The organism is Roseibium sp. LAB1 (assembly GCF_054658235.1).
Genome location: NZ_BAAGIB010000004.1, coordinates 330,610 through 349,475, shown reverse-complemented (window position 1 = coordinate 349,475; position 18,866 = coordinate 330,610). Strand labels below are relative to the sequence as shown.

The 18,866-nt window shown below is 58.9% G+C and carries 19 protein-coding genes; 13 read left to right on the top strand and 6 right to left on the bottom strand.

Annotation, left to right across the window (positions count from 1 at the left end; genetic code table 11):
- Positions 1-44: 44 nt before the first annotated feature.
- The 4 genes from ACYQ54_RS23035 to ACYQ54_RS23020 all read left to right on the top strand — a co-directional run bounded on the left by ACYQ54_RS23035 (position 45) and on the right by ACYQ54_RS23020 (position 4,224).
- A complete protein-coding gene (locus ACYQ54_RS23035) occupies positions 45-518 on the top strand; it encodes a TRAP transporter small permease subunit (protein WP_460086664.1) in 474 nt (157 codons plus the stop codon).
- On the top strand, positions 515-2,080 hold the full coding sequence (locus tag ACYQ54_RS23030) for a TRAP transporter large permease (RefSeq protein ID WP_460086661.1): 1,566 nt from the start codon (positions 515-517) through the stop codon (positions 2,078-2,080). Before ACYQ54_RS23035 ends, ACYQ54_RS23030 begins: the two co-directional genes overlap by 4 nt.
- A gap of 20 nt (positions 2,081-2,100) precedes the next feature.
- Positions 2,101-3,165 carry a TRAP transporter substrate-binding protein gene (locus tag ACYQ54_RS23025; RefSeq protein ID WP_460086659.1) on the top strand — a complete coding sequence of 355 codons (1,065 nt, stop codon included), beginning with the start codon at positions 2,101-2,103 and terminating at the stop codon, positions 3,163-3,165.
- Between the two features lie 267 nt (positions 3,166-3,432).
- Positions 3,433-4,224: a hypothetical protein gene (locus ACYQ54_RS23020; RefSeq protein ID WP_460086656.1), complete on the top strand. Its 792-nt coding sequence runs from the start codon at positions 3,433-3,435 to the stop codon at positions 4,222-4,224.
- Here the strand turns inward: ACYQ54_RS23020 and ACYQ54_RS23015 are convergent.
- Complete coding sequence (locus ACYQ54_RS23015; protein WP_460086654.1) at positions 4,123-5,004, bottom strand: DMT family transporter; 882 nt, start codon at positions 5,002-5,004, stop codon at positions 4,123-4,125. The two genes, ACYQ54_RS23020 and ACYQ54_RS23015, sit on opposite strands and share 102 nt — an antisense overlap.
- Positions 5,005-5,226: 222 nt before the next feature.
- Here ACYQ54_RS23015 and ACYQ54_RS23010 point away from each other — a divergent pair, with 222 nt between their 5' ends.
- The 7 genes from ACYQ54_RS23010 to dusA all read left to right on the top strand — a co-directional run bounded on the left by ACYQ54_RS23010 (position 5,227) and on the right by dusA (position 12,030).
- Positions 5,227-6,057: a peptidoglycan-binding domain-containing protein gene (locus ACYQ54_RS23010; protein WP_460086652.1), complete on the top strand. Its 831-nt coding sequence runs from the start codon at positions 5,227-5,229 to the stop codon at positions 6,055-6,057.
- A gap of 110 nt (positions 6,058-6,167) precedes the next feature.
- Positions 6,168-6,527: a cupin domain-containing protein gene (locus tag ACYQ54_RS23005; protein ID WP_460086650.1), complete on the top strand. Its 360-nt coding sequence runs from the start codon at positions 6,168-6,170 to the stop codon at positions 6,525-6,527.
- 410 nt (positions 6,528-6,937) lie between these two features.
- Entirely contained in the window at positions 6,938-8,758 is a 1,821-nt protein-coding gene (locus ACYQ54_RS23000; RefSeq protein ID WP_460086648.1) for a DUF3604 domain-containing protein, read from the top strand.
- A gap of 8 nt (positions 8,759-8,766) precedes the next feature.
- Positions 8,767-9,075, top strand: a complete 309-nt coding sequence (locus tag ACYQ54_RS22995) for a hypothetical protein (RefSeq protein ID WP_460086646.1) — start codon at positions 8,767-8,769, stop codon at positions 9,073-9,075.
- Between the two features lie 9 nt (positions 9,076-9,084).
- On the top strand, positions 9,085-9,636 hold the full coding sequence (locus ACYQ54_RS22990; RefSeq protein WP_460086644.1) for a peptidyl-prolyl cis-trans isomerase: 552 nt from the start codon (positions 9,085-9,087) through the stop codon (positions 9,634-9,636).
- Positions 9,633-10,622: a HupE/UreJ family protein gene (locus ACYQ54_RS22985; protein ID WP_460086643.1), complete on the top strand. Its 990-nt coding sequence runs from the start codon at positions 9,633-9,635 to the stop codon at positions 10,620-10,622. Before ACYQ54_RS22990 ends, ACYQ54_RS22985 begins: the two co-directional genes overlap by 4 nt.
- Before the next feature lie 445 nt (positions 10,623-11,067).
- Positions 11,068-12,030 (top strand): tRNA dihydrouridine(20/20a) synthase DusA, encoded by a 963-nt coding sequence (gene dusA / locus ACYQ54_RS22980; protein WP_460087250.1) that lies wholly within the window; start codon positions 11,068-11,070, stop codon positions 12,028-12,030.
- 116 nt (positions 12,031-12,146) lie between these two features.
- On the opposite strand, the gene ACYQ54_RS22975 is transcribed toward dusA, so the two are convergent.
- The 4 genes from ACYQ54_RS22975 to ACYQ54_RS22960 form a co-directional block, all read right to left on the bottom strand.
- Entirely contained in the window at positions 12,147-12,860 is a 714-nt protein-coding gene (locus ACYQ54_RS22975; RefSeq protein ID WP_460086641.1) for a retropepsin-like aspartic protease family protein, read from the bottom strand.
- Entirely contained in the window at positions 12,857-13,039 is a 183-nt protein-coding gene (locus ACYQ54_RS22970) for a DUF1289 domain-containing protein (protein WP_460086639.1), read from the bottom strand. Before ACYQ54_RS22970 ends, ACYQ54_RS22975 begins: the two co-directional genes overlap by 4 nt.
- A gap of 72 nt (positions 13,040-13,111) precedes the next feature.
- Entirely contained in the window at positions 13,112-14,308 is a 1,197-nt protein-coding gene (locus tag ACYQ54_RS22965) for an alpha/beta hydrolase (protein WP_460086636.1), read from the bottom strand.
- Between the two features lie 37 nt (positions 14,309-14,345).
- Positions 14,346-15,218, bottom strand: coding sequence for an adenosylcobinamide-GDP ribazoletransferase (locus ACYQ54_RS22960; protein WP_460086635.1), 873 nt, complete (start codon positions 15,216-15,218; stop codon positions 14,346-14,348).
- A 106-nt stretch (positions 15,219-15,324) separates the two neighbouring features.
- On the opposite strand from ACYQ54_RS22960, the gene cobT reads away from it, so the two are divergent.
- On the top strand, positions 15,325-16,350 hold the full coding sequence (gene cobT, locus ACYQ54_RS22955) for a nicotinate-nucleotide--dimethylbenzimidazole phosphoribosyltransferase (RefSeq protein WP_460086633.1): 1,026 nt from the start codon (positions 15,325-15,327) through the stop codon (positions 16,348-16,350).
- Positions 16,351-16,393: 43 nt separating this feature from the next.
- On the opposite strand, the gene ACYQ54_RS22950 is transcribed toward cobT, so the two are convergent.
- Positions 16,394-17,950 carry a sensor histidine kinase gene (locus ACYQ54_RS22950; protein ID WP_460086631.1) on the bottom strand — a complete coding sequence of 519 codons (1,557 nt, stop codon included), beginning with the start codon at positions 17,948-17,950 and terminating at the stop codon, positions 16,394-16,396.
- Between the two features lie 130 nt (positions 17,951-18,080).
- Between ACYQ54_RS22950 and ACYQ54_RS22945 the strand changes: the two genes are divergently transcribed.
- Positions 18,081-18,725 (top strand): uracil-DNA glycosylase family protein, encoded by a 645-nt coding sequence (locus ACYQ54_RS22945; protein WP_460086629.1) that lies wholly within the window; start codon positions 18,081-18,083, stop codon positions 18,723-18,725.
- Positions 18,726-18,866 lie beyond the last annotated feature (141 nt).

Here is an 18,866-nt window from a genome sequence, read left to right as displayed (position 1 = left end):
TCCGTGGCCGGGGCAAATGTGACTTCCAGCTGCAAGAGTACTGAATGCGTAGGGTCTTTCAGGCGGTGCACATGCTTTGCATGGGGTTTGCCGCAATCGTCTTTCTGGGCCAATTGGCCATGGTGCTGATGCGCTATCTGCTTGGCTTCGGATTTCTGGAGATCCAGGACGCGGTCAATTATGCCTTCGCAGCCCTTGTCGCCTTGTCGGTCGCGGTTTCCTTCGACGCCGACAAACACGTGCGTGTCGATGTCTTTCGTCAGAACTGGAGCGATCTGACCAACCGGCGCATCGATTGGTTCGGAGATCTTCTTCTGGCGCTACCGGTCTTCGCTCTGATGCTGTGGACGGCTTTCCCCCTGGTTCGCAGCTCCTGGGCGATTTTGGAGGGGTCTCCTGAAACCGGTGGTCTGCCGGGATTGTTTCTGGTGAAGACCTGTCTCGTGATCCTCCCGGCACTGGTGGTGATCTACCTTCTTCAAAGGCTGTTTGGCACGATACGGCGGAAATTCTCATGACTGCCGATATCATCTGGCTCATCGTCCTGGCACTGTCCGTTTTTGCCTGCATCCTCTCCGGGGTACCTGTCCTGCTGGCAATTGCCGGCGCACCGACGCTTGTTGCGCTGGTTGCAGCTGCAACAGGGCATTTCGATCTCGTGTTCTTCCAGGCCGTTCCCCAGCGCGTTTATGGCGTGATGACCAACCCGCTCCTTCTGGCGGTGCCGTTGTTCGTGCTCATGGGGTTGCTGCTGGAAAAGTCTCGCCAGGCGGAGCGCATGCTGCAGAGCCTGACGGCCGCGATGGGGGGGCAGCAGTCGGCACTGGCGCTTTCCGTCGTTCTGGTCAGTGCCCTCATTGCCGCCTCAACCGGGATTATTGGTGCAACCATCGTCATGCTCGGCACCATCACACTGCCTGCTCTTCTGGCGGCAGGTGTGAACAAGCACATGAGCAGTGGACTGATCTGCGCCAGCGGCACCCTTGGCCAGATCATCCCGCCATCCATCGTCCTCATTCTTCTGGGCGATCAGGTGTCCAATGCCTACTTCGAGGCGCAGCAGGAAGCTGGAAATTTCGCACCCGATCCGGTCACGGTGGGCGACTTGTTCGCCGGGGCGTTGATCCCGGGGCTGTTGCTGGTGGCTCTCTATGCAGCTTATGTGCTGCTGCGCCTGCGCCGGGCTTCGCCGCAAGGGCAGGAGGGGGAACCCCCGTTATCCCAACCGCGTGTGCCGGGTCGCGAATTATTCCGGAATATCGCCCCCACGCTTGGTCTGATCGTGGCCGTGCTCGGCAGCATCCTGATAGGAATTGCAACGCCCACGGAGGCCGCAAGCGTCGGTGTTGCAGGTGCCATCCTGATAGCCGCAGCCGGAAACGACGGCAAGGTGGCGCGTGTTGCCATGGCCTGTGCGGCTTTTGCCATCGTGCTATTGATCCTGCGTCGGCTCGGCCTGTTCGGTCTGGAATTTGAAGGCGGGCGCATCAGTTGGACCGCGCTGACGATTGTCTCCGTGGCGATGACAGCCGCTGCCTTTGTCATGCTGGCGATCTCCGCAGCCTCGCTGATCCGGAGAGGCGTACTTGGGCCCGCGCTGCGGGAAACCGTCACCATCACCGGCATGATTTTCGGTATCGTTATTGCCGCCAGCATCCTGTCGCTTGTGTTCCGGGGCTTCAATGGCGACGAGCATGTCGCTGAATTGCTGCATGCCTTGCCGGGTGGCGCCTATGGCATGTTGCTGCTCACCATGCTGGTCATTTTTTTGCTCGGGTTCATTCTCGAATTCGTCGAGATCATCTTTATCGTCGTTCCCATTGTCGGGCCGATCATCCTGCAATCCGACATCAGCCCGGTCTGGTTCGCGGTTCTGATTGCACTCAACCTGCAGACTTCGTTCTTGACGCCGCCGTTCGGGTTTGCGCTTTTCTATTTCCGGTCGGTTGCGCCGTCGGACATCCGCACCTCGGACATTTATGTTTCGGTGATCCCGTTTGTCGCCATTCAGCTTCTGGCGCTCGGTCTGGTCGCCGCCTTTCCGGTACTGGCGACACTGTTGCCGGACGTCCTGTTTTGAACACCAAGGGAGACACAAGCATGAAAAGACGTGATTTTCTGAAGGCAGGCGCTGTTGCTGCACCTGCCAGCCTGCTGGCAGCACCCGCAATTGCGCAGGGCAAGATCGAGTGGAAGTTGCCCACGTCCTTTCCTGCCAAGGCGCCGGGAGTCGGCACGAACGTGACCGCATTTGCCGACCGTGTCGCCGCCATGTCGGACGGCCAGCTTACCTTCAAGGTCTATTCCAGCGGCGAACTCGTACCGCCTTTCGGTGTCGAGGATGCCGTTGAACAGGGCACAGCCGAGATCGGCCACTCGACGCCTTATTATGCCGCGTCCAAGAACACGGCCCTGCACTTCTTCTCCGCCGTTCCCTTCGGCATGACGGCGGTCGAGACAACCGCCTGGTTGCGTTATGGTGGTGGACAGGACCTTTGGGACAGCCTTTATGCAGAGCGTGGCCTCAAGCCGTTCTACTCGGGCAGCTCGGGAGTTCAGGCCGCCGGCTGGTTCAAGAAACCGGTGGAGAGCCTGAATGATCTTGCAGGTCTCAATATGCGTATAGCCGGCCTTGGCGGTGAAGCCATGCGCAAGCTTGGTGTCAACGCGGTCCTGCTGCCGCCTCCGGAAATCTTCCCGGCGTTCCAGTCCGGCGCGATCGATGCGGCCGAGTGGGTCGGCCCGATGCTGGATCAGGCTTTCGGTCTGCAAAAGGTGGCCAGTTACTGCTACGTACCTGCCTTCCATGAACCGTCCGCGGCCCTGGAAATCGTCGTCAACAAGGAAGCCTTTGACAGCCTGCCGGCGAACCTTCAGGCGATCATCACCTACGCTGCCGAAGCTGCCTCCGTCGAAACGACTGCGCAGTTCGACTATTACAACGCAGTTGCTATGAAGAAGCTGAAGGAAGACGGCGTCACCTTCACCACCTTCCCGGATGATGTTCTGGCCGCACTGAAGACGGCTGTAGCGGAAGTGATGGCGGAAAACGCAGCCGCCAATCCGAAATTTGCCGAAGTGCAGAAGAGCTACGACGCGTTCCTGGAACTTGCCAAGGATTACGCGGCACTGGTCAAGGCGACAACCTTCACCCAGCGCATGTGACGTGAGATACTAGGGTGTGGACCCATATTTGAAGCTGAAATGGTTTTAGGAGGACCAATCCGGACAAATCCGAAGGACGTGAAAATGGCTTCACCGCGTGTTGTCAGCATGCTTGACCAGGCATAAAGCCCGTTCGGCGCGCTCTTCCTAACGTGGTTTCGCCATTTCTCATGCCATTTCGACTTCATTTATGAGTCCACACCCTTAAGCCTTGCTGCGGGACGGAACCCGCGACAAGGCAGGTTGCTTGGTCCGGCGCGCGCGATGATGGCTTCCAGAATTTTGCTGGTTTCGATCCTCCTGACGGCCGTGTTTTACATCGGCGGCTTCGTGGCGCTTGGCAGCGGCTTTCCAACCGTCGATATGAGTGGTGAAGAGATCATCGCCTGGTTTACCGAAAACGGTATCAAGGCCAGGATCTACGTTTGGACTTCCGCCTTTCTATCCCTTGGTCTGGCAATCTTTACAGGGCTGGTCGCCTGGGTGATGCCGAAGCCACATCGCTATATCTTCTTTTCCGGTGTGATCGGCTGCCTGATAACGGCACAGGTTCAGGCCTGGTTCTGGGCAGGCCTGGCGTTCCATCCGGAGGGACTTGATCCTTCCACGGCACGCACGCTTTTCCTTATCCCTGCGTTCTGGGGACCATTGATCAACGGGTCGATGGCCACGATGGTCATAGCGTTCGTTGCGCTCGGAATGGCGAAGCAACCGATCATTCCGCGCTGGCTGACCTTCCTCAGCATCGTTTTCGGACTGGAGCAGTTGATCGAGACCGTGACCGTGTTCGGCACCAGCGGTTTCATCGCCCCCGGAGGTGCGATGAACGTCTATCTTGGTGGGATGCTCGGTTTTCTTTGGGTTGGCGGCGTAGTTCGTTGGGCCATGCCGCGGCTCAGGCAACAGGCCAGAGCCAGACCGGCGGGGTTGACGGTCGAACGATTGCCGGTTGATCTCCTACGTCTCAAGTTGCCGTTCGCGCAGCACGATGGCGATGCCGCTTGCAATGATGATCGCCGCGCCGACATAGGTTGCGATGTCAGGGATTTCATCCCATAGCAACCAGCCGAGCAGGGTCGCCCACAAGAGAGCGGTATAGTCGAACGGGGCGACAACAGCTGCAGGTGCAAAGCGGAAAGCCTGTGTCATCAGTGTGATGCCAGCCGTGCCGAACAGGGCAATGCCAAGGAACAGCCAGGCGTCCTCCACGCGTGGCTGCACCCAGACGAACGGCATTGCAAAGGCACTCATGATGGCTCCAGCTCCCACCAGATAAAGCATCAAGGTCCAAACGGTCTCGCGCGGGTCGACCAGTCGGGCGCTGAGCATCAACGCCGCATAGAAGAAAGCTGTTGCGACAGGCAAAAGCGAAGCCGCCTGGAAAGTGCCGGACCCGGGGCGGACAATCACCAGAACACCGAGAAATCCCACAAGCACCGCCGTCCATCGACGCCAGCCAACGTGTTCGCGCAAGACCAGGGCGGATAGAGCCGTGACGAAAACAGGCATGGCGAAGATCAATGCTGTCGCTTCGGCCAGACCCAACAGGCTCAGACCAGTGAAAAACAGCGTGGCTGCGGCGAGCCAAAGCGCGCCGCGCAAGAGATGGGCTGCCGGGCGGTGCGAGATCAATGCGGATCTCCCTCCCATTTTCAACGCGATCAGGATTGCAATCGGCAGGGCGATCAAATTACGCAGAAACAGGATCTGGATGGGGCTGTATTCAGCCGTAAGTGTCTTGGCAATGGCGTCGTTGAGACAAAGGCACACGACACCTGAGCACATCATCACTATTCCGGTGGTCACCTGATTGCGACCACCGGCCATGGCCGTTTCCATTCCAACGTCTCCCTTGTTTTGGCGCAGTGAAGCATCGGCGCGGGCAGGGCGACAAGCCATGATTTAGCGAAATTCGACCTGTCCGGATGACGCGAAGCGCCAAGATACGGGATCGGTTGATGCCGTGACGTAATTCCTTTCGGCGTGCGTGTGTTTTGCGGTAAACTTCAATCATCGATTGTTTGAGCCATTCCTCGCTCTACCAGCCGGAGGCCCCGTCACATGGCATTGACGTCTCCCTATTTTCGAAACGTGCCTCAATTGACCGCAGCATCCACCAACAGTCCATGGCTCGGCAGCGGGTCGAGTGGTCATGGTGTTCATTTGGTCCAGTTCGGGTTGATAGACCTGGGGTTTCCGATGCCGAAGTCCGTAGGGGGAACAGGGCTCAGTCCGGACGGGGTTTACGGCAGCGAAACCGTGCAGAAAGTTAAAGAGTTCCAGCGCTCCACGCATGGCGGTCCCGCGATCAAAGACGACGGTGCCGTCGGTCGAGATACCATGGCCAAGCTCGACCGGGCGCTTGCCTCCTTCACCCACAAGGTTCGCGTGCACATCTTTGTTGTAGTGACGCCGGATGCCCCGGTCTCGACAGCGGAGTCCACCGCCAAGGAGCTTTACGGCCATTACGGTATCGACTTCGAGATTGCTTCCATCCAGTCACTTGCACTGACTGCTGCCGAAGAGACGGAATTTTCCCAGCATGGTCTTTTGTTTGCCCGGATGAAGGAACTTGCGGAGTCGCACACGTCGGTCAGGGTGCGGCCGAACGAAATCATGGTGTTCTATATCCGCCGCTTCAATCCCGACACCGATCTGGCGCTCTCCAAGGCCAACCACACGGGGGCCGTCACCCGTATCAAGAAGAACGCGGATGCCAGCACGCTGGCTCATGAGGTCGCTCACAATCTGATCGACAGCCCGCGTGGTGTCAGCGAGCATGTAGGGCACAAACAGAATATCCTGGCGACACTGCCACGGACCACTCCCTTCGTGTTGAGTTTCGAGCAAATCGAACAGATGCGGCGAAACATCAGGTTGCTTAGGGCGTGATCCTGGAAGGGAGGAGCATTGACATCCGGTCAGCTCGTTCTGGTCAGCTTGCCCGGTGGGCGCTAGCATCCGGCTTCCCGTACCGACGTTCCATCGACAGTGAGACCCGAATGCACGCCTTCCTTCCCTTCAATCTTGACGAGATCGTACCTGAGCAAGACGCACCAGCGCCGGAAAAGGTCATTGCAGGAGATCCCAAGTTCACCACGTGGCTGGTTGAGACGACAGACAACGAAACCCTGTTTTCAGGAGTGTGGGAAGCAACGCCAGGCGCCTGGAAGATCTCCTATGATGAATGGGAATTCTGCTCGATCCTGTCCGGCAAGTCCCTGCTGACAGACAAGGACGGTGTAACCCGCGAGATTGGACCGGGCGACAGTTTTGTCCTCCAACCAGGCTTTTCCGGGACCTGGGAAGTCGTGGAAACCACCCGAAAGCTTTTCGTCATCCGTCTGCCGCCGTCTCAATGATGACTGAATGAATACTCGGTTTTCTGCCGTTAAAAGGCGAATGATGTAGCTGTGGCTTGGCAGTTTTGGTGCTGGTCGCGTCAAAACTGCTTTTTGCAAGTGCTGAAAATCTGACAGTTGGAACTTGGTTCGAATGGTTGCTTTCGAGCCTGGAACTTAGAGGCCGTTCCTGGCGCTATCTGCCGGCCAGTAAAGCTGCCCCGATTTGGTCGTTAGCCTGCGCTTGATCTTGCCCTCAAAGCAGCCGTTCGTTGTGCCGCGAGCGAAAGGCAACCCTTGAAACCGCTGCGTAATGGGTGTTCTATAACAGGGATTGCGGGGTCGCTTTCTACCATGCTGGAGTTGTTTCCGACGACCGCCACCCGCAGAACCGTCCGGCCGTCTCACTCGCCAAGTCAGGATGTCCGACCATGAAAACTTTGCCTCATGCCTGTATTCTCTGCATCGGCCTTGCCTCGGCCGTGACCGCACCTTGCGCCATGGCTCAGTCAACGGAAGCGGACGCACCGGTCAATCCGCTGAAAGAGGCCTATTTTGGCGAACAGCACGTTCATACCGGTGTGTCGATGGATGCCTTCATCGCCGGAAACCGCCTGACGCCAGACGATGCCTATCGTTTCGCCAAGGGCGAAGAGATGATGGTCAATGGCAGTTTGCACAAGATCAAGCGTCCGCTCGACTGGGTGGCAGTCACAGACCACTCCGAGTTCATGGGAGAAGCCTTCAGTTTGAGGAACGATGGCGCACCGGGCTTTGATCACGAAGTCGCGGTGGCTTTTCGCGAGGCGCCAGATTTGAAGACGGCGCTCGGGCTTTATAATCAATACGTTCTGGTGCCGCTGGCTGGGGGCGGCGATCCTCACCCGCAGTTCTTCCAAGGCGAGGAGGCGATCAAGTCAACCTGGCAGAAGAATTTCGAAGCCACCGAAAAGCACTACGAACCGGGTGTCTTCACCACGATCCACGCCTATGAATGGACTTCGGCACCGGGTGGATCGAACCAGCACCGCAACGTCTTCTTCCGCGATGCCAACGTGCCGGAACTTCCATTTTCGGCCAATGAGGGCGACGATCCCGAGGAACTCTGGGCCTGGATGCAGACGCAGCGCGATGACGGCAAGCGGGTCTTCGCCATTCCACACAACTCGAATGAATCCAAGGGACTTCATTTCGCCGAGGCAACGCTTTCGGGTGTGCCCATTGGCACGGGTTATGCCACGACCAGCGCCAGCATGGAGCCGCTGGTCGAGATGATGCAGGTCAAGGGCAATTCAGAGGTGGTGCCGAATTTCTGGCCCAGTGACGAGTTCGCCGATTTCGAAAACGCGGTCTCGATCCAGCGCTTCAGCGGCCGCGGTTTCCTGAAGGAGAATTTCGTCCGCTACGGGCTCGGGCGCGGCATCAAGTACAATGCTGATATCGGTGAGAACCCGTTCAAGTACGGCTTCGTTGGTGGCACCGACAGCCACAACGGTACTCCCAGCAATGTCGAGGAGGACAATTACACGGTGGGTAGCCACGGCTATGCCGACAAGACGGCTGATGTGCGAGCAGTCTCGGTTCTGGAAGGCGAGATGCTGATTTCGGATTCGAACCCCGGTGCGCTGACCGCCGTCTGGGCGGAATCCAACACCCGTAGCGCCATCTGGGATTCGATGATGGCCAAGGAGACCTTCGCCACCTCAGGGCCACGCATGAAGGTACGCGTCTTTGCCGGGCAAGGCTTTGCCGAGAACTACGACAGCCATGACGCGATGGTCGCTGACGGGTATGAAAAGGGAGTGCCGATGGGGGGCGACTATACCGGAAAAGAGGCTCCTCAATTCCTGGTCTGGGCGATGAAGGATCCGATCGGGCCAAATCTTGACCGCATCCAGATCATCAAGGGCTGGTATGAAAACGGTGAGATGAAGGACACGGTTTACGACGTCGTGGCTTCGGGCGACCGGCTGCAGGCAGATGGAAGCGTCGTACCGATCAATGCGCCGATCAACATGGAAACCGGGGAGTTCAATACCGCGAAGGGTGATCCGGAACTGATGGCGGTCTGGATCGACCCGGACTGGAATCCGGAGATCGAGGCTTACTACTACGCCCGCGTCCTGCAATTACCGACGGCACGCTGGACACTCTATGATGAATTGCGTGAAGGGGTCAGCTACCCCGAGGATGTGAAGCGCGAAATTGTCGAACGGGCCTGGGCCTCACCGATCTGGTACGAGGTAAACTGAGTGGGCGAATGCTGAGACTGATCGCAAGGGAACCGCTCGTCCATTTCATGGTGCTCGGCGGGCTACTCTTTGCAGCATGGTCGTGGTTGGTCCCGCAGCAAAAGGCGGGGCCGGGTGATGAGGTGATTATCCTCGACCAGACGCAAATGGACTACCTGGAAACGCTTTGGAAGGCTCAGTGGAAGCGTGAGCCCTCACCGCTGGACGTCGCGGCAATTGTTGACCGGCACCTGAGACAGGAAGTGTTCTACCGGGAGGCGCTGCGCCTAGGGCTCGACCATGACGACCAGATAATACGTACGCGACTGGCCCAGTAGATGGAGGCCGTGGCCAGTGATCTCGGCACGCTCATGCGACCGCCGACCGAAGACCAGCTGCGTGCCTTCTACGCCGAACGACCAGACCTCTTCACCCAGCCGCAGGCCTTCGCCTTCCGCCAGGTTCTGTATCTGCCGGCCGAGGTGGAGGACACGGTGCTGGAGGCCACGCTTGCCTCGCTGCGCGATGGCGGTGCTGTGCCAGAGAACAGGCTGAACAAACTGTCTGTTCCGCTGGACTGGGACCTGACGCCGGCACAGGTGGTGGAAAACGCCTTCGGCGGAGGGTTCGCTGCGTCACTGTCCGAACTGCCTGCCGGAAGCTGGTCCGGACCGGTACGCTCGGGGCTGGGCCTGCACCTGGTGAGGGTTACGGAAAGCCAGCCTGAAAAGCTCGCGCCCTTTGAGGAGGTCCGCGAGTTCGTCGAACGGCAGTACGAATACTACACCGTACTCGATACGCAGGAATACATGTTCCGCGAGCTTCTCGACCGCTACGAAGTGCGGATTGAGGCCGAGGGCGTACCCGAGAAGGTGCGGCAGGAATATACCCGGCCATGATCCTGCGCCTGCTTGCCTCTCTCGCTCTCTGCCTGTTGACGTTGTGCCCGGTGGCTGCCCACGAAATTCGCCCGGCCTTCTTGCAGATCGACGAGGTTGCACCGCAGCGCTACGAGATGCTGTGGAAGGTACCGACCCGCAGTGGCATGGTTCAGGATATCCGTCCGGCCTTCGACCCGCGCTTTTCCCTTACCCAGCGGCCTGGAGAAACCATCATCGATGGCTTCGTGATTTTCCGCTATTCCCTGACCGGTACGACCGGACTGCCCGGTACCACGCTGCGCATCGACAATCTCGACCGCACCACCATAGACGCGCTGGTCAATGTCACACTCATTGACGGAACGCAGAACAGTTTTCTGCTGCGACCGCGTGAGAACAGTGTCGCCATACCCGAGATAGCCTCGCCCTGGACCGTGATGCAGACATATACCTGGCTCGGTATTCAGCACATCCTCGAAGGCCTGGATCACTTGGCCTTCGTCGCCGCGCTCATGCTGGTCGTCCGAGGCTGGCCAATGCTGCTAAAGACCGTGACCGCTTTCACGGTGGCCCATTCGCTTACGCTCACACTTGCAACCTTCGGCTATATTACGCTATCGCCGCCACCCGTGGAGACTCTGATCGCGCTGAGTATCGTGTTGGTGGCAGCCGAGGCCATCCACCTACGCCGGGGCCACCAGAGCCTTGCAACCCGTTGGCCGTGGAGCATCGCGTTTGCCTTTGGCCTGCTGCACGGGATGGGCTTCGCCGGTGCTCTGAGCGAGATCGGTTTGCCGCAGGGCGACATTCCGCTGGCGCTCCTGTTTTTTAACATCGGCGTCGAACTTGGGCAGTTACTTTTCATTGTGGTCATTTTGATCATCCAGGCGGTTTTGCGCCGGCTTGCTCCGCTGCCACATAGCGCACCGATCATCGCGTCTTACGCTATTGGTGCTCTGGCGACTTTCTGGGTCTTCGAACGTTTGGATGCACTGTTTTTCTAGACTGGAGCTTTTGCGAATTTGCGTCACAGAGCTTGCCTGTCAGCAGCTGACCTCTGTTGGGCCCTTTGACCTCAATCAGGGAAACGTGAACTTTCACTGTCCTGTCTCCTGGGACAGGCCAATCCCTTGATTGTCCGCATTCACATGTTGGCACATCAGGTCTGCGGAAAACTGTGCATGGGAGCGGGCTTTGCATTCTTGCGAACACGGAGTATCAGGGACGCAAAAGGCAATTTGGTCGCGAAAATTCACGGATATGCGAGAGGGATGAAATCCGCTACACCCTCGATAAATCCGTTGCACCATTTGGTGTAGCGAGCGAACAAGAGGCCGACAGGCAAATTTCAAAGTAATGACCAAGAAGGCTGAATTGAAAAAGCTGAGTTATTCCGTTGATGTGGCTGCTTCTAACGATGCAATTGCGCCACGCTTTGCAATCGCGCCCATGATGGAATGGACCGATCGTCATTGCCGCGCATTTCACCGGCAACTAACGAGGCATGCACTGCTCTACACGGAAATGGTGACAACTGGCGCGGTGATCCATGGCGACCGGACGCATCTGCTTGGCTTTTCCGATGTTGAGCACCCGGTTGCCTGCCAGTTGGGCGGATCCCATCCAGAGGATATGGCGGAAGCTGCACGGATCGTTGCCGACTTTGGGTATGACGAGGTCAACATAAATGTTGGCTGCCCATCCGACCGGGTACAGTCTGGCCGCTTTGGCGCATGCCTGATGGAAGAACCGGCATTGGTGGCTGCATGCGTCGAGGCCATGAAGGCGGCTGTCGATATTCCCGTGACCGTGAAATGCCGGATCGGCGTGGACGATCAGGACCCTGAAGTGGCACTTGACGCCATGGCCGATGCCGTTTTTGCTGCTGGCTCCGACGCTTTGTGGGTGCATGCGCGCAAAGCCTGGCTGAAGGGCCTCAGCCCAAAGGAAAACCGGGACGTTCCGCCACTCGACTATGACCGGGTCTTGCGGCTGAAACAGCGTTTGCCAGACAGGTTCATCGGCCTCAACGGTGGGTTGCAGACGCTGGATCAGGCGGAACCGTTTCTGGAAACGCTGGACGGCCTGATGTTCGGCCGGGCGGCCTATCACACACCGCAGATCATGGGCGAAGTCGACCGGCGTCTCTATGGTGACAGCAGACCGGACGTTTCGCCTTGGGATGCGGTCAAGGCGCATATGGCATATCTGGAGGCACAACTGGCCAAGGGTGTGAAACTGGCGCATATGACACGGCACATGCTTGGCCTGTTTCACGGGCGCCCGGGCGCGAGGTCGTGGCGACGTATTCTGACGGTGGAGGCGATCAAGCCCGGAGCCGGACTGGAAGTGGTTGAAAAGGCTCTTGCGGCTGTCAGTCCATCTGGCGCTGAACTGGCTGCCGCCGAGTAGTGCCGTCTGCCTCGTCGACTGTCAGATCTCATGGGGGCAGGACGCCCCCGGATTGGCGAGTTGAATTGGGCGGCAACCTCCTGCCGCCTTGGCAAGAAGCGGTGGCTCCAATTCATTCAAGGGGTCATGATCAGCTTGTCGCCTTCGATGCGCCAACTGCGCAGATGGTCGAGGGCCGTCATGCCGAAGAGACTGGAATCGAGCGTTCCCTCACGTCCGACGAAACCCCGGATATTGCGTAGAGTGTGATCGCCAATGGTGATCGTGTCGATCTTGACCGGTGCCACGAGCGCGCGCCCGTTGGCAGTGGAAACGGGCACGGAAAAGGTCAGGTCCTGGGGGCGATAGCCCGCCCGGATCGCATCTTCATAGGTCAGAACAACGGCGCTGGCCCCCGTGTCGAGCAGAAATTCTGCACGCGAGCCGTTTACGCGTCCATCCAGAACGAAATGCCCGCCGGCATCCCGGACGATCAGAATGGTTCCGTCAGGCTGGGTTACGGCAAGCCCCGGGGCAAGCGCGCCAAGGACCCGGTAACCGGCCTGAACCAGCTCTGCCTTGTAGACGTAGCCGACAACAAGCAGGGCGCAGAACCCGCCCCAGAAAACAGTGCCGTGCAGAATTTCGCGCGCCTTCGGTTGGCCGAACAGGAAACTGGCGAGAAACACGAAGGCAAGTGCTGACAGGGCAACAATCCGCGGGCCGCTGTCGTCGAAATTGACATTCGCCGGGTCCGTCGGATCACCAAAAAAGGCATAGAAGGCTGCGGCAGCCATTACCAGCACCAGGATTACGACCATCAGGCCGCGGTAGCGTCTGGGATTGTTCATCCGCGCTCTCCTGCCCGGTCGGTCGGCAGGACCCGGCTCGCCAACTCTGCAAGGATCTCGCTCCGCTTGGCGTCGCTGTAACTCGCCCAGGACGCGATCTCGTCAAGGCTGCGCAGGCAACCTGTGCAAAGACCTGATTTGGCGTCGATCTGGCAGATGTTGATGCAGGGTGACTTCATGAAGCGCATATGGCCGCAGATTGTGGCGTTGCCAAGACTAAAACAGGCGGAAAGCTGCGAAATGTGACCAGATCAGAATCCGCCTGACGCATAGGTGAACGGTGCGGTGATGACCTTGATCGGCAAGGTGACTGCTGCCTGCGCCGTCGTACCGACAAAGGAGCCCAGATCATCGCCGAGATTGGCGCCACGGCTATGATCGGCACCGGAGCCGAGTGCAGTGCTGCCAAGTGCCTTGCGCAGTTCCGGTCTGAGCTGTGCAAGTTGCGCAAACTTCGAGTGGTTCGTGCTGTCCAGCGATTCAAGCTCGGTCACATCGATCACGACCGCACCGAGCTCCGCCAGTTCCAGGTCGTTCGAATATGCCCCGACACGCTCCTTGCCGCCTGCAATGGTCCGCGAAATGCGCAGGGCCTTGTCGTCACGCGAAACGATGACGGTAAAGGGCCGGGGCATCGGACCGATCCGCTTGAGCTGGGTCTTGAAAAGGTCGATGTCGATGTCGGGCGCTGCCAGAACGATGTCGTTGACATGTTTCGCGACCAGGCGGCGGTTTTCCGGACGGGCCTGTACGGCGGTTTCCATCAACAGCCAGTTGCCCATGGAGTGGGCGAGAATTGTGATGTTGTCGGCGTTGGTCTTGGCAAGTTCGACCAGTGTCTCTTCAAGAGCTCCGCGGGCAATGGCGGCGCTGTTGAGATCGTAGACGTAATCCTGAAGTTTGCCGCGAGACGCCCAGGTAAACAGAACCGGCACGCCTTGAAACTGACTGTCGTTGATGATCTGGGCGAAACGGTAAAGCCCTTCCGGAAAGCGCGTGTTGTAGCCGTGAATGAACAGCATGATGTCGCGTTTGCCGCGCGGCAAGCCGGCGAGCCTGGCGTTGACGGAACGCCGGAAGGCAGCCTTGTCTGCAATGTAGTCGGCCTTGCGCGCCACAAAATCGGTCTTCGGGTTGCCCGGCAGACTTTCCGGCCACTCGATCTGGCCAAGTTGATGAGACGGCGGTACGGAAATCGAGGCCTCCGCGTAGTTGATCGCAGTTGAGCGCTCACCGCTGAAATAGGTGTCGGGCCGGTCGTCCCGCGCACGGGTGGTAACGATCAGGATATCGCTCACCTTCGCGCCTGCGGCGGGGTCTTCGTTGAGGGCAAGCGCTCCGACCTCCGGCCGCCCTGAACAGGCAGACAGGATGGCAAGAACGATCAGCAGGGCTGCTGCCCGCAGACCTGACCCGTCGCGTCTGTTTGAACTGCCCAATACCGACATGTGTGCCATTCCTGCCGTTTCGGCTTTCAGCCGTCTCTCACGGCACCATAAGCATCCCGGTCAGAAAGCCAAGTCCGGCGAGTTGCTGAACTGCACCTAATACATCGCCTGTTGCTCCGCCAATCTTCAAAAGCGCAAGGCGGCCAGTCCCGTAGGCCGCCGCGACAGCAACCAAAAGCGCCAGCAGCAGGGTGGGCAGAGAGAGCAGGAGCGCAGCTGGCAACATCAGGGGCAGCGTCACCAGAAACGCCTGTTGCACAGTGGAGCGCGACGGCTTGCCGAAGCGGGCTCCGAGGCCGTCAGGTCTGGCGGACGGCAGGCATTGCCACTGCCAGACGAGCAGCATCCGGCTGAGGGCTTCTCCTGCCAGAAACAGCAGCGCTGCATCGGCCGGCCCGAATTTCTGCCACAGGGCCGCCAGCAGGACGACGCGCTGGAGAACCGAGACCATCAGGGCGAGGGCACCGAACGCCCCTATGCGGCTGTCCTTCATGATGTCCAGCCGTCTTTCCCGCGTTGCACCGCCAAAGAAACCGTCGACCACGTCGCTCAGACCGTCCTCGTGAAGCGCGCCGGTGGTTGCGGCAAGGACTGCGATAATGAGAACCGCGACAGCCAGAAAAGGCAGTTGCGTGAAACCGAGCGCCACGCCGACGCCTGCTGCGGGCAGGGCGATGACGGCGCCCGCCAGAGGCGCAGCCCGAGCAATCCGGACAAAGTCGGGAGGCGCCATCGGGTCGTCACGGGTGTTCACAGCCGGCAAAGACAGCCGCGAGAAGAATCGCACACAGGCTGCCGTGTCGGCAGTGAGCGAAGTCAGCCCGCGCAGCCAGGCCTGGTTTCGATCCCAGGTTTTCTTGGACCGCGATTCAACCCGTGAATCAGGCCCTTGGTCGGTTTCAGAGCTCATCAGGCCGGTCCCGTGCTTGAGTTTTTACCGGGCGAAGTTATAGAACAGCGGCTAAGCGAGACCAAGTGGCCGCTCAATGGCCGCGAACAACCGGAACCAAAAGAACATGTCCCTCTCCGAGACCGCGCTGCCTTTCGACGATATCCGCAATCTGGTGAAATCCATGCCGGGGCCGGATGAGGAGGCGCTCGCGAAGGTGAAGACGCGGGATGCGCAGCTTACCAAACCGGCTGGCTCTCTTGGACGGCTTGAGGAAATCGCCGAATGGCTGGCTGCCTGGTCCGGCAAGGCTCCGCCGAAAATCACGCGTCCGATGGTTGGCATCTTCGCGACCGCCCATGGCGTGGCGGATGAAGGCGTGTCGGCGTTTCCGAGTGCGGTCAACCGGCAGATGGTCGAGAACTTCGCTGCCGGAGGCGCTGCGATCAACCAGATTTGCCGGGCCTATGACATCGGCCTGAAAGTTTTTGACCTGGCAGTCGACATGCCCACCCCAAGCATTACCCGGGAAGACGCCATGGACGAGGCCAATTGCGCCGCAACCATGGCCTACGGCATGGAAGCGCTTGCTGGCGGGATTGACCTGATCTGCCTTGGCGAAATGGGTATCGGCAACACCACCGTCGCAGCAGCGGTCATCAACGCGCTCTTCGGCGGCAAGGCCGAGGACTGGATCGGCCGTGGCACCGGTGTCGATGACGAAGGCCTTGCCCGCAAACGGGACGCGGTCGAAAAGGCAGTTGCCCGGCTTAACGGCGAGCGCGATCCGCTGGAAATCCTGCGCCGCATCGGCGGCCGCGAGATTGCGGCAATGACCGGGCTCATCATTGCTGCGCGCCTGCAGCGCGTTCCCGTGATTGTCGATGGCTTCGTCACCACGGCGGCTGCCGCGGTTGTCTACGCAATGGATCCGGCAGGTCTCGATCACTGCCTGTTCGCTCATGTTTCGGCAGAACAGGCGCACGCAAAGGTTCTCGAACATATGGGCAAGGACGCACTGTTCGATTTCGGCATGCGTCTGGGCGAAGGTTCCGGTGCCGCGCTTGCCGCCGGCATTGCAAAGGCGGCTGCCGAAATGCATTCCGGCATGGCCACCTTTGCCGACGCTGGCGTGTCCGAAAAGGACGACTGAGGACTTGAAATCGTTCCGAGGGGCCTGAAACTGTATATGCGGATCAGGCCGATCTTGCCTTGCCGGAATGGGTCCCGCTGTCCTTGTCGTTGGGGTCGACCCAGATGACATCGGGTGAATAGTTCATGATCCGCGCCCTCGGCAGGGTCACGATCACTTCGGTGCCTTCACCGGGTTTGGACTTCAGCGAGAACTTGCCGTCGTGCATGTTGATGAGCGCTTGCACGATGGACAATCCAAGGCCTGTGCCCGGTTGCGCCGTCTTGATGGCGTGGGACCCCTGGCCGAAAGCTTCCAGAACGGTCGGAATTTCGTCTTCGGGAATGCCGGGACCGGTATCCTTGATCGAAACATATTGTCCGCCGTCTGACGTCGGTCCGACCTTGATCCAGACTTCGCCATTTACCGGCGTGAACTTCACCGCGTTGGACAACAGGTTGAGCACCACCTGACGCAGGGCGCGCTCGTCCGCCCACACACGGGGCAGGTCAGGCTCGTGGGTGTGGTGCAGCGAGATCGTCTTGGCCTTTGCCCGAACCTTCATCATGGTTCCGCATTCCTCGACAATATCGTCCAGGAAGATCGGCTCCTCGTGCAATTCGTGCCGGCCGGCTTCGATCCGCGACAAGTCGAGGATTTCGTTGATCAGGTTGAGCAGGTGCTGACCGGAGCCGTGAATGTCCTCGGCGTAAGACTGATAGTTCTTGTTGTGCATCTTGCCGAGCACTTCATCCTTCATGATTTCGGAAAACCCGAGGATGGCGTTGAGCGGCGTGCGCAGTTCATGGCTCATCGTGGCCAGGAACCGGGACTTGGCAAGGTTGGCCGCTTCAGCGCGGCGGCGGGCTTCGTCCGACATCGCGTTTGCGGTTTCCAGCTCGGCGATCAGGTGATCCTTGTCCGCCCGGTACTCCAGCATCGTGTTCGCGTTCTTCAGAAGCTGGTTGCCCAGGATCAGGAAGAAGCCTTGCGCGCCGATTGCCATGGCGGCAAGCGTGTAATGGATCGGGTTCACCTGCTGCAGGAAGCTGACAGTGACGATCAGTGTCATGGGTAAGGTGCTGGCAAGCAGACATTTCGGCAAGGTGGCTGACTGCATGGTGTTCATGGCAACCACGATCAGCAGAGTCGCGAAATGAAAGATCACGAAACCGTCGCCGGATTCATTGGTCTGGGGCAGCAGAAAAAAGCTCGCCCAGCTGCAGCCATAAACGAAATCGCCAAAGGTGAACCTGCGCCGCCAGTAGATCCGGGCCTTCTGGTCGGATGGAGCCTTCTCATAGGAATGGCTGGTGATAACCATCATGAAGTGGGTGCAGAGAGTGACCGTGAACCAGGCACCAATGAAGACCGGATTGATCCACAGAACGGATATGGCCGCAACGATTAGGGCCAGCAGCGGCACCGCATAGGCGGCGTTGATGCGCGTGTCGGCAAACAGATGCTGCCGTTCCAGATCGAAGGTGGTGTACCAGTTGTCGGGCGCACCGAGACGGCTGCGCACATCCTTGACCGAGCGCGCCATCTCCCGACGGCGCTTGGCGCGCTGTTCGTTGATGGTGACTTTGTCGTCGTCGGTTTCTGACGCAACGGATCCCATTTGCCGCCCAAAGTTTTGATTTTGTAATCGCGTTATCGCGTGTTTATTCAATCTGACTCACCATTCCTTAAGATCGTCCTCAAGATCGTGGTAAGGGAAGTGTTAACCGGCTGTGCCAAGGTGCAACTCATTGTCAGAAAAGACGAATTCAGAAACACTCGACATACTTGCAACTGACGTCCGGGCGTGCCGGATCTGTGTCGAGAAACCGGAAAAGTCAGCTTTGCCGCATGCTCCCAGGCCCGTCCTGCAAGTGTCTGGCACAGCAAGACTTTGCGTGTGTGGACAGGCGCCCGGAACAAGGGTTCATCAGAGCGGCAGGCCGTTTACCGACCCGTCAGGCGACCGGTTGCGGAGCTGGATGGGAATTGGCGAGGATATTTTCTACGACGCAGGCAGACTGGCGATAGTGCCGATGGGTTTCTGCTTTCCGGGGCTGGATGCCAAAGGTGGAGACCTGCCGCCGCGCCCCGAATGCCGCAAGGCCTGGCATGACCGTCTGTTTGCGGCCATGCCGCAGGTCGAGCTGGTTCTGGTCATCGGTCAATACGCCCAGGCCTATCATCTGGGTGCGAACCGGCAGAAATCCCTGACGGAGACGGTGTCGAACTGGCGTCAGCACTTCGAAAGGCAGGAGCATGGGAAACCGGCAGTCTTGCCGTTGCCGCACCCGTCCTGGCGCAACAATGCCTGGCTGCGGAAAAACCCCTGGTTTGAAACCGAGCTGTTGCCGGTTCTCAGAGACGAGGTCCAGCGTCTTGTAAAGCGGGCTTAATTGCTGAAATTCGAAAATAATTCTCATTTCAGTGAGAATTGACATTTTCATTGAAACTCCGTTACGAGTTTTTATCTTCAAAGAAAATGATTTCCCAACATTGTGCAGTCAGCGCGGTCGGGAATGTCTGTCGTTCCAGGC

Bases quoted from the DNA above. Each gene is read 5' to 3' on its own strand.
- ACYQ54_RS23035 (WP_460086664.1), top strand. From the start codon at position 45: ATGCGTAGGGTCTTTCAGGCGGTGCACATGCTTTGCATGGGGTTTGCC.
- ACYQ54_RS23030 (WP_460086661.1), top strand. From the start codon at position 515: ATGACTGCCGATATCATCTGGCTCATCGTCCTGGCACTGTCCGTTTTT.
- ACYQ54_RS23025 (WP_460086659.1), top strand. From the start codon at position 2,101: ATGAAAAGACGTGATTTTCTGAAGGCAGGCGCTGTTGCTGCACCTGCC.
- ACYQ54_RS23020 (WP_460086656.1), top strand. From the start codon at position 3,433: ATGGCTTCCAGAATTTTGCTGGTTTCGATCCTCCTGACGGCCGTGTTT.
- ACYQ54_RS23015 (WP_460086654.1), bottom strand. From the start codon at position 5,004: ATGGAAACGGCCATGGCCGGTGGTCGCAATCAGGTGACCACCGGAATA.
- ACYQ54_RS23010 (WP_460086652.1), top strand. From the start codon at position 5,227: ATGGCATTGACGTCTCCCTATTTTCGAAACGTGCCTCAATTGACCGCA.
- ACYQ54_RS23005 (WP_460086650.1), top strand. From the start codon at position 6,168: ATGCACGCCTTCCTTCCCTTCAATCTTGACGAGATCGTACCTGAGCAA.
- ACYQ54_RS23000 (WP_460086648.1), top strand. From the start codon at position 6,938: ATGAAAACTTTGCCTCATGCCTGTATTCTCTGCATCGGCCTTGCCTCG.
- ACYQ54_RS22995 (WP_460086646.1), top strand. From the start codon at position 8,767: ATGCTGAGACTGATCGCAAGGGAACCGCTCGTCCATTTCATGGTGCTC.
- ACYQ54_RS22985 (WP_460086643.1), top strand. From the start codon at position 9,633: ATGATCCTGCGCCTGCTTGCCTCTCTCGCTCTCTGCCTGTTGACGTTG.
- dusA (WP_460087250.1), top strand. From the start codon at position 11,068: ATGATGGAATGGACCGATCGTCATTGCCGCGCATTTCACCGGCAACTA.
- ACYQ54_RS22975 (WP_460086641.1), bottom strand. From the start codon at position 12,860: ATGAACAATCCCAGACGCTACCGCGGCCTGATGGTCGTAATCCTGGTG.
- ACYQ54_RS22970 (WP_460086639.1), bottom strand. From the start codon at position 13,039: ATGAAGTCACCCTGCATCAACATCTGCCAGATCGACGCCAAATCAGGT.
- ACYQ54_RS22965 (WP_460086636.1), bottom strand. From the start codon at position 14,308: ATGTCGGTATTGGGCAGTTCAAACAGACGCGACGGGTCAGGTCTGCGG.
- ACYQ54_RS22960 (WP_460086635.1), bottom strand. From the start codon at position 15,218: ATGAGCTCTGAAACCGACCAAGGGCCTGATTCACGGGTTGAATCGCGG.
- cobT (WP_460086633.1), top strand. From the start codon at position 15,325: ATGTCCCTCTCCGAGACCGCGCTGCCTTTCGACGATATCCGCAATCTG.
- ACYQ54_RS22950 (WP_460086631.1), bottom strand. From the start codon at position 17,950: ATGGGATCCGTTGCGTCAGAAACCGACGACGACAAAGTCACCATCAAC.